General features: G+C 44.3%; 8 protein-coding genes. All 8 read left to right on the top strand.

The window, feature by feature from the left end; all coding sequences use genetic code 11:
* Nucleotides 1-310: 310 nt before the first annotated feature.
* Nucleotides 311-730, top strand: a complete 420-nt coding sequence (locus tag QVP90_RS03245) for a SoxR reducing system RseC family protein (protein WP_007481244.1) — start codon at nt 311-313, stop codon at nt 728-730.
* A 7-nt stretch (nt 731-737) separates the two neighbouring features.
* A complete protein-coding gene (locus QVP90_RS03240; RefSeq protein WP_021935634.1) occupies nt 738-1,637 on the top strand; it encodes a Fe-S cluster domain-containing protein in 900 nt (299 codons plus the stop codon).
* Nucleotides 1,638-1,674: 37 nt separating this feature from the next.
* Nucleotides 1,675-3,012: an electron transport complex subunit RsxC gene (gene rsxC / locus QVP90_RS03235; RefSeq protein ID WP_005931365.1), complete on the top strand. Its 1,338-nt coding sequence runs from the start codon at nt 1,675-1,677 to the stop codon at nt 3,010-3,012.
* Between the two features lie 6 nt (nt 3,013-3,018).
* Nucleotides 3,019-4,014, top strand: coding sequence for an RnfABCDGE type electron transport complex subunit D (locus QVP90_RS03230; RefSeq protein WP_007481242.1), 996 nt, complete (start codon nt 3,019-3,021; stop codon nt 4,012-4,014).
* A complete protein-coding gene (locus QVP90_RS03225) occupies nt 4,011-4,649 on the top strand; it encodes an RnfABCDGE type electron transport complex subunit G (protein ID WP_025819185.1) in 639 nt (212 codons plus the stop codon). Before QVP90_RS03230 ends, QVP90_RS03225 begins: the two co-directional genes overlap by 4 nt.
* A 17-nt stretch (nt 4,650-4,666) precedes the next feature.
* Nucleotides 4,667-5,251 carry an RnfABCDGE type electron transport complex subunit E gene (locus tag QVP90_RS03220; protein ID WP_025819184.1) on the top strand — a complete coding sequence of 195 codons (585 nt, stop codon included), beginning with the start codon at nt 4,667-4,669 and terminating at the stop codon, nt 5,249-5,251.
* 65 nt (nt 5,252-5,316) lie between these two features.
* Entirely contained in the window at nt 5,317-5,889 is a 573-nt protein-coding gene (gene rsxA, locus QVP90_RS03215; protein WP_005931377.1) for an electron transport complex subunit RsxA, read from the top strand.
* A gap of 228 nt (nt 5,890-6,117) precedes the next feature.
* Nucleotides 6,118-7,152 carry a UDP-glucose 4-epimerase GalE gene (galE, locus tag QVP90_RS03210; protein WP_021935633.1) on the top strand — a complete coding sequence of 345 codons (1,035 nt, stop codon included), beginning with the start codon at nt 6,118-6,120 and terminating at the stop codon, nt 7,150-7,152.
* Nucleotides 7,153-7,314: the final 162 nt, after the last annotated feature.

Raw genomic sequence — 7,314 nt, 5'->3', positions numbered from 1 at the left:
CTGAACCGTTATCTGTCTACCAAGCTTTATGTACATGCACGCTATGATGACAGTTCGAAACCTGCCGAGGGGAAAAGTTATTTTCAGGTAAAAGAATTGTTGAGTTTTGGTATCAATTATCAATGGTAAACTGACTTTTAGTAAGCATAATAACACGGGCGACCCTATCAGGGTCGCCCGTGTTGTTTATCGTGTGCGGTAACAAAAAAAGTAAAAATAGCACTTTAACACATAGAAAAAACAGTTGAAAGCTTCGTAGTTCACAAATAATGCTTAAATTTGCCGCAATTTGTAATGTTCAGTTTGCAAAATGGCTAATACAATAAAGCATCAAGGTATTGTGGAAAACATAAACGGTTCCCATCTTTCAGTGAGAATTATCCAGACATCGGCATGTGCGGCATGCAGTGTCAAGGGACATTGTTCTTCTGCTGACAGTAAAGAGAAAGTGATTGATGTCACAGACCCTTCGGCACAGACTTTTCGGGTAGGTGAGCAGGTGATGGTTATCGGTGAAACCTCTATGGGGATGATGGCCGTGACACTGGCTTTTGTATTTCCTTTTATACTTTTAATACTTTCCCTTTTTATATTTATGGCAGTAATAGGCGATGAACTCTATGCGTCGCTTCTTTCGCTGGCTGTCCTTGTTCCATATTATTGTCTGTTGTGGCTGAATAAGACACGATTGAAACAAACATTTTCATTTACTATAAAACCAATAAAATAACTAATTTATGAATTTGATTCTGATTGCAGTAATTTCATTGGGAGCCATTGCGCTGGTTTCAGCCGCTATTCTGTATGCCGCTTCCAAGAAATTTGCCGTGTATGAAGACCCGCGTATTGCCCAGGTATCCGAAGTGCTGCCCCAAGCTAATTGCGGTGGATGTGGTTATCCGGGGTGCAGTGGGTTTGCCGATGCTTGTGTAAAGGCTGGTTCATTGGATGGAAAATTTTGCCCGGTAGGCGGACAGCCTGTCATGACGCAGATAGCCTCTATCCTCGGACTTGATGCAGGCGAAGCCGAACCGATGGTTGCGGTTGTGAGATGTAACGGAACCTGTGCCAACCGTCCTCGTACCAATGTGTACGACGGGGCGAAGAGTTGTGCGATTGCCGCTTCTCTTTACGGTGGTGAGACAGGTTGTAGTTTTGGTTGTCTGGGCTGTGGCGACTGTGTGGCCGCTTGTCAGTTCGATGCCATTCATATGAATGCCGAAACCGGACTTCCGGAAGTGGATGAGGCCAAATGTACGGCTTGCGGTGCTTGTGTCAAGGCCTGTCCGAAGGCGATTATCGAAATTCGTCCGCAAGGTAAGAAGTCGCGCCGTGTGTATGTGTCTTGTGTCAACAAAGACAAGGGTGCTGTGGCACGTAAGGCTTGTACGGTGAGCTGTATCGGTTGTGGTAAATGCGTCAAAACTTGTCCGTTTGAGGCAATTACGCTTGAAAACAATTTAGCTTATATCGATCCGAACAAATGTAAGTCATGCCGTAAGTGTGTGGAAGTTTGTCCGCAGGGAACCATTATTGAATTGAATTTCCCGCTGCGTAAACCGAAAGCGGAAGAGGCTCCTGCCGTAAAGGCTCCGAAAGGGGAAACTTCCGAAGCAAAGCCGGTTGCTGAAGCGTAAATAAAAGAATAATAAACAGATAAAATACAGAAATTGTATGTTGAAGACATTTTCAATTGGTGGTGTTCATCCACACGAAAATAAACTGTCGGCACATCAGCCCATTATCATGGCGGAGATTCCGTCAAAGGCGGTTATCCTGTTGGGGCAGCATATCGGTGCTCCTGCCAAACCGGTGGTAGCTAAAGGGGATGTGGTGAAAGTGGGCACTAAGATTGCCGAGCCCGCCGGTTTTGTTTCGGCAGCCATTCACTCTTCTGTCAGCGGAAAGGTCGCAAAAATAGACTCCATTATCGATGCCAGTGGTTATGCTAAGCCTGCTATCTTTATCGATGTGGAAGGTGACGAGTGGGAAGAAACCATTGACCGTAGCGAAACACTGGTGAGAGAGTGTGAACTGACAGCCGAGGAGATTGTGAAGAAAATTGCCGATGCCGGTATTGTTGGTTTGGGTGGTGCTTGTTTTCCCACTCAAGTGAAACTGTGTCCTCCTCCTTCGTTCAAGGCGGAATGTGTAATCATTAATGCCGTTGAGTGTGAACCGTATTTGACTGCCGACCATCAGCTGATGTTGGAACATGCCGAAGAAATCATGGTAGGGGTTTCTATTTTGATGAAAGCGGTGAAAGTAAATAAGGCCTTTATCGGTATTGAGAATAATAAGCCCGATGCCATTGGGTTGATGACTAAGGTCGCTTCCAGTTATGCCGGTATCGAAGTTGTTCCTTTGAAAGTGAAATATCCTCAGGGAGGTGAGAAGCAGTTGATCGATGCTGTGACAAAACGGCAGGTGGCAAGTGGGGCGCTTCCTATTTCTACTGGTGCCGTAGTGCAGAATGTAGGTACGGCTTTTGCTGTTTATCAGGCTGTGCAGAAAAATAAGCCGTTGTTTGAGCGGGTGATTACCGTTACCGGAAAGTCGCTGGCCAAACCTTCCAATTTCATGGCACGTGTGGGTACGCCGATGCGTCAGTTGATCGAAGCTTGCGGTGGTTTGCCCGAAGATACGGGTAAGGTGATCGGTGGTGGTCCGATGATGGGTAAAGCGCTGGTGAATATCGATGTTCCCACGGCAAAAGGTAGTTCCGGTGTTCTGATTATGGATCGGAAAGAGGCAAAGCGTGGCGAGATACAGAATTGTATCCGTTGTGCGAAGTGTGTGGGGGCTTGTCCGATGGGGCTTGAGCCTTATTTGCTTTCTGCATTGGCTGAGAATACAGAATTTGAAAGAATGGAAACAGAAAGAATCATGGATTGCATCGAGTGCGGTTCTTGCCAGTTCACTTGCCCTGCCAACCGTCCGTTGCTCGACTATTGTCGTTTGGGTAAAGGGAAAGTAGGCGCTATGATTCGTGCACGTCAAGCTAAAAAATAACGAAGTATGGAAAATAAATTTATAGTATCATTATCCCCTCACGTTCATAGCGGAGACAGCGTACAGAAGAATATGTACGGTGTGCTGATTGCCCTGTTTCCGGCTTTTATCGTGTCGCTTGTCTTTTTCGGATTGGGAGCCCTTATCGTTACGGCTACTTCCGTGGCAGCCTGTGTTTTTTTTGAATGGGCTATCGGCAAGTACCTGCTGAAAAAAGAAACTACTACTATTTGTGACGGTTCGGCCATCATCACCGGTGTATTGCTGGCTTTCAATCTGCCCTCCAATCTTCCTGTATGGATTATTATTCTGGGTGCGCTGTTTGCTATCGGTGTGGGCAAAATGTCGTTCGGAGGTTTGGGAAATAATCCTTTTAACCCTGCATTGGCAGGACGTGTGTTCTTATTGCTTTCTTTCCCGGTACAGATGACTACGTGGCCGGTGGTTGGCCAGTTGACGGCTTATGCCGATGCTACTACAGGAGCTACTCCGTTGGCAATCATGAAAGGGGTGATCAATGGAGCGCCGGGTGTGTCGCTCGACCAGCTTCCCGATTCTTTGAGTTTGCTTATCGGTCAGAACGGCGGATGTTTGGGTGAAGTGAGTGCGGCTGCGCTATTGCTCGGTCTTATCTATATGCTGTGGAAAAAGATTATTTCCTGGCATATCCCGGTGTCTATTCTGGTCACTGTGTTTGTCTTTTCGGGCATCATGCATTTGGTTAATCCCGAGTTATACGTGTCTCCGGTGATACAATTGCTTTCCGGAGGTTTGATGTTGGGAGCTGTCTTTATGGCGACAGATTACGTAACTTCTCCGATGAGTAAGAAAGGTATGTTGATTTATGGTGTTTGTATCGGTTTGCTGACGGTTATTATCCGTTTGTTCGGTGCTTACCCCGAAGGTATGTCGTTCGCTATTCTGATTATGAATGCATTTACTCCGCTGATTAATACATATTGTAAACCTAAACGCTTTGGGGAGGTGGCGAAGAAGAAATGAAAAAGTTAGAATCATCATTAAAAAATATGTTGCTGGTACTTACCGGTGTTACTGCCATTTCGGTAGCGTTACTGGCATATGTGAATGAGCTTACAAAAGGTCCGATTGCTGAAGCGAATGCTAAGACGCTCAGCGATGCGATCAGCATTGTAGTACCGGCATTTGATAACAATCCGACGGCAGAAGCTACGAAGGAAACGGTAAACGGAGTGGAGTATACTATCTATCCGGCTAAGAAAGACGGACAATGGGTAGGCGCTGCCGTAGAATCTTCGGCTATGGGTTTTGGCGGTGAACTGAAAGTGCTGGTGGGCTTCGATGCCGACGGCAAGATCTATGACTATTCACTGTTGTCTCATGCCGAAACCCCGGGATTGGGTTCTAAGGCTGCCGATTGGTTTAAAGAGGGCAACAAAGGGAGCATCAAAGGCATGAATCCGGGTGAAGCTCCGCTTACGGTAAGTAAAGATGGAGGGCAGATAGATGCCATTACGGCTTCTACGATTACTTCGCGTGCTTTTCTTAATGCCGTAAATGCTGCTTATGCTGCTTATAAAGGCGATGGTGATACGAACGGGACTACCGGTGCCACGCAAAAAGTTGTTGAACCTGCTGATTCCGTCAGTGTTAATTAAGAAAGGAGTATATAGATATGAATAACTTTAAAGTCATGATGAACGGGATTGTCAAAGAGAATCCTACGTTTGTGCTCCTGTTAGGTATGTGTCCTACATTGGGAACTACCTCTTCCGCTATCAACGGTATGGGTATGGGGTTGGCTACCATGTTTGTGCTTATTTGCTCGAATGTGGTAATCTCACTGATTAAGAATCTGATACCCGATATGGTGCGTATTCCGTCTTTTATTGTGGTTATTGCTTCATTCGTAACGCTGCTGCAAATGGTAATGCAGGCTTATGTGCCGGGATTATATGCTACTCTGGGGCTTTTTATTCCGTTGATCGTTGTAAACTGTATTGTATTGGGCCGTGCTGAAGCCTTTGCCGCCAAAAATAACGCAGTGGCTTCTATGTTCGATGGTATCGGTATGGGGCTCGGTTTCACCATTGCCTTGACATTACTGGGCGCCGTACGTGAATTTTTAGGAACGGGTAAGGTGTTCGACTTTGCCATTCTTCCGGAAGAATACGGTATGTTGGTATTCGTATTGGCACCGGGCGCTTTCATCGCATTGGGGTATCTTATTGCGCTAATTAACAGTTTGAAGAAGAATTGAGAAGAAATAGTGGTGTTTACCATCGCTTTTTTCATTATTCATTTTTTCATTATTAATTTAGAATTATGGAATATATATTGATATTTATATCGGCAATTTTTGTAAATAACATTGTATTGTCACAGTTCCTTGGGATTTGTCCTTTTTTAGGTGTTTCCAAGAAGGTAGATACTGCGTTGGGTATGAGTGCTGCCGTAGCATTTGTGCTTACGATTGCTACGATTGTAACTTTCCTTATCCAAAAGTTCGTGCTCGATGCTTTCGATTTAGGTTATTTGCAGACGATTACTTTCATTCTGGTGATTGCCGCTCTGGTGCAGATGGTGGAAATTATATTAAAGAAGGTATCTCCCTCACTGTATCAGGCATTGGGTGTATTTCTGCCGTTGATCACTACCAACTGCTGTATTTTGGGTGTAGCTATTCTGGTAATCCAGAAAGACTATGATTTGCTGACAGGGGTTGTATATGCTTTCTCTACAGCAATCGGTTTCGGCCTTGCTCTTGTGTTGTTTGCCGGTTTACGCGAACAGATGAGTCTGGTGAAGATTCCCGAAGGTATGAAAGGTACACCGATTGCCTTGATTACAGCCGGGCTGCTGGCTATGGCATTTATGGGCTTCTCAGGAGTAGTATAAGTAGGATTTAAACTACGGGTTATATAAGTAGCTACGGGTTATCAATTACGGTTTATAAGTCTTTTGTGTTTCATGACACAGTCACTTATCAGCCATAATTGATAGCCCGTAGCTTTTTTTGTATTCAAGGGATGTTTTTTTTACTCTGAAACGGATATTACAAATTAATTTTTTAAATTTGCAGACTGAACAAAGGAAAAACCGAAAAAACTAACCATATATAATTTTATGAAAGAAAGAATTTTAGTTACCGGTGGAACTGGTTATATCGGTTCTCACACAGTGGTAGAACTCCAAAACAGCGGATACGAAGTCATCATCATTGATAACCTCTCAAACTCGAGCGCCGATGTCGTTGACAATATTGAAAAGGTATCCGGTATACGTCCTGTTTTTGAAAAACTCGATTGTCTTGATTTTGCCGGCCTTGATGCCATGTTTGCTAAATATCCGGGTATTAAAGCAATTATTCATTTCGCAGCCAGCAAGGCGGTGGGTGAGTCTGTTCAGAAGCCTTTGCTTTATTATCGTAATAACCTCGTATCTTTGATCAATTTGCTCGAATTGATGCCTAAACATAATGTAGGCGGAATCGTATTCTCGTCTTCCTGTACGGTTTACGGACAGCCTGACGAACTTCCTGTAACAGAACAGGCTCCTATCAAAAAGGCAGAATCTCCTTATGGAAATACCAAGCAGATTAACGAAGAGATCGTTCGTGATACAGTAGCTTCCGGAGCACCGATCAATGCAATATTGTTGCGTTACTTCAACCCGATAGGAGCGCATCCTACCGCATTGTTAGGTGAACTTCCTAATGGAGTGCCTCAGAACCTGATTCCTTACCTTACTCAGACCGCTATCGGAATTCGTGAGCAGTTGAGTGTGTTCGGTGACGATTATGATACTCCTGACGGTTCTTGTATCCGTGACTTTATCAACGTGGTTGACCTTGCTAAAGCTCACGTGATTGCCATCAAGCGCATTCTTGAACAAAAACAGAAAGAGAAAGTGGAAGTGTTCAATATCGGTACAGGTCGTGGACTGTCTGTGTTGGAACTGATTAACACTTTCGAAAAGGCTACCGGTGTGAAACTGAACTACAAGATTGTAGGACGTCGTGCCGGTGATATTGAAAAAGTATGGGCGAATCCCGATTATGCAAATAAAGAATTAGGATGGAAAGCTGTAGAGAGTATTGAAGATACTTTACGTTCTGCATGGAACTGGCAGTTGAAACTCCGTGAAAGAGGCATACAATAAAGAGTGTATTATGCTCTATTAACATTGAAGAAATAAACAAATGCATAGATCGTTTGTTTATCAAGTGCAAATCGGCCTGAAACTTTTTTATGTGTATGCGAATATCCATGGAAAGTACATATGCCTCTCGGCATAGACAGGTAAGATTGCATAGTAGTTTTG

Origin of the sequence: Bacteroides sp. CAG:189 (genome assembly GCF_000432295.1) — a bacterium.
In the GTDB taxonomy this organism is placed as follows: Bacteria; Bacteroidota; Bacteroidia; order Bacteroidales; family Bacteroidaceae; genus Bacteroides; species Bacteroides salyersiae.
The sequence above is the reverse complement of the archived record's forward strand: the minus strand, read 5'-3'. Positions and strand labels throughout refer to the sequence as shown.